This is a genomic window from Motilibacter deserti (genome assembly GCF_011250635.1).
GTDB lineage: Bacteria > Actinomycetota > Actinomycetes > Motilibacterales > Motilibacteraceae > Motilibacter_A > Motilibacter_A deserti.
The window spans coordinates 1-1,658 of record NZ_JAANNP010000220.1 but is presented as its reverse complement, the minus strand read 5'-3'; the positions used below and the strand labels follow the sequence as shown (position 1 = coordinate 1,658).

The window sequence follows — 1,658 nt, the reverse complement described above, 5'->3', positions numbered from 1 at the left end:
CATCGCCTGGCTCGCTCTGGCCGCCCCGCGGCGGCCCCGGCTGGCGCAGCTGACGTTCCTCGTCGTGGCCGCGTTCCTGCTGACCAACAAGGTCTACTCGCCGCAGTACCTCCTCTGGCTGGTCCCGCTCGCCGCCCTGGCCCGCCCGCGCTGGCGCGACTTCCTCATCTGGCAGGCCGGCGAGCTCGTCCACTTCGTCGGCATCTGGCTCTACCTCGGCCAGTGGGTCGACGCCGACCGGGCGCTCGGCGACAAGGCCTACATCTGGACGATCGCGGCGCACGTCGCCGGCACGCTGTGGCTGGCCGGGGTCGTCGTCCGCGACATCCTGCGCCCGGTCGACGACCCGGTGCGCGCCGACGGCGTCGACGACGACCCGGGCGGCGGCCCCTTCGACGGTGCGCCCGACGTCTTCGCGCTGGGTCCGGGGCCAGGAGCGCACTCGTCGGGCGGCGGCACGCCGGGCAGCCGGTCGGCCGACGCCGGGCCGCCCGCGATGGCGACGTCCGTCCGGGAATGAGCGCGGTCGAGGACCGGGACGAGGCGGGGGGCGTACGCCCGGCCCCCGCCCGTCCGTCCGGCGGGGAGGTCCTCGGGCCCGCCACCGCGCAGCCGCCGTCCCTCGAGCGCGGCGCGGGCTCCGGCGGCGCCCGCGGGGCGAGCCGCGCCGCGCTGCGCGAGACGAGCGGGTCCGCGCTGGCCGAGACGAGCGGTGCCGCCCTGCGCGAGGCTTCGCTGTCCGCGCTCTGGGTGTGGGCCGCGACCCGGATCGGGACGTTCCTGCTCGGCTGGGTGGCGGTCTACCACTTCGCGGAGGGACCGCTCGGCTCCTACCTGCAGCGGTGGGCGCAGTGGGACTGGCACCACTTCGAGTTCATCGCGCGCAACGGCTACGACTCGCGGTTCGACCCGAACATCGAGGCGTTCTTCCCGGGCCTGCCGCTCGTCCTGCGCGCCGTGCACACGGTCGGCGTGGACTACGTGCTGGCCGGGCTCCTCGTGTCCTTCGTGGCCGGGGCCTTCGGCGCCGTGGCGCTCGCCCGGCTGGCCGAGCTGGACGGCCCGCGCGGCGCCGGTGAGCGCGCCGTCCTGCTGCTGACGCTGAGCCCTGCAGCCGTCTTCCTGGCAGCGGGCTACGCCGAAGCGCTCTTCCTGGGATGTGCATTGCCTGCATGGCTCTGCGCCCGTCGGGGGCACTGGTGGGCTGCGGGCCTGCTCGCTGCCCTGGCCTCGACCACCCGCGTCAGCGGCGTCTTCCTCGCGGTCGCGCTCGTCGTGCAGTTCGCGGTCGGCCCGCTGCGCCGGGACTGGCGGCAGGCGCCCGCCCTGGTGCTGCCCTTCCTCCCGGTGCTCGGCTACATGGCCTACCTGCGCAACCTGCGCGGCCCGTGCACCCCGACGAGCGACGAGGTCTGCGGCTGGCTCGCCTGGCAGCGGGCGCAGGAGCGCGGCTGGGGCCGCAGCTTCAGCACCCCGTGGGACGTCCTCGCGAACACCTGGGACGCGGCGTTCGGCCAGTCGCAGGCGGTGCCGTTCCGGATGGACTTCCGGCTTGAGCTGCTGGCCATGGCCGTCGGTGTCGGGCTGACGGTCTTCCTGCTCGTACGCCGCGAGTGGGGCGAGGCGACCTTCGTCGGGCTCAGCGTCGCCGCGCTCGG

1 protein-coding gene and 1 pseudogene are annotated in these 1,658 nt (G+C 75.5%); both read left to right on the top strand.

What is annotated here, in order from left to right; all coding sequences use genetic code 11:
• A pseudogene (locus G9H71_RS22590) lies at window positions 1-520 on the top strand (hypothetical protein); the annotation flags it as partial.
• Window positions 517-1,658, top strand: a 1,142-nt coding sequence (locus G9H71_RS22585; RefSeq protein ID WP_166284994.1) for a mannosyltransferase family protein, incomplete at its 3' end; no start/stop codon positions are given. The pseudogene G9H71_RS22590 and the gene G9H71_RS22585, both read left to right, overlap by 4 nt.